Genomic DNA, 262 nt, shown 5'->3' with positions numbered 1-262 from the left:
GCCAGGTGGTGGCGGGCTACAATGTTCAGATCGCCGTCGACGACAAGCACAAGCTGATCGCGGCGAGCGAGGTCGTCAACGACGGCAACGATACCGGCCAGCTTTACGACATGGCCAAAGCCGCGAAGGAGGAGCTTGGCGTCGATACACTCACGGCGCTCGCCGATACCGGCTATTACAACGGCGCCACGCTGAAGGACTGCGAGGAGAACGGGATCGTGGCCTACGTTCCGCAAGCCAAGCGGACCGCGCGGCTCGAAGC

Annotated in this window: 1 protein-coding gene; it reads left to right on the top strand. The window is 63.4% G+C overall.

Annotated features, from left to right (window positions below):
* Nucleotides 1–262, top strand: a 262-nt coding sequence (locus tag QSV46_RS40095) for a transposase (RefSeq protein ID WP_314964161.1), incomplete at both ends; no start/stop codon positions are given.

Origin of the sequence: Bradyrhizobium cosmicum, from assembly GCF_032290525.1 — a bacterium.
Classification (GTDB): Bacteria; Pseudomonadota; Alphaproteobacteria; order Rhizobiales; family Xanthobacteraceae; genus Bradyrhizobium; species Bradyrhizobium cosmicum_A.
The sequence above is the reverse complement of the archived record's forward strand: the minus strand, read 5'-3'. Positions and strand labels throughout refer to the sequence as shown.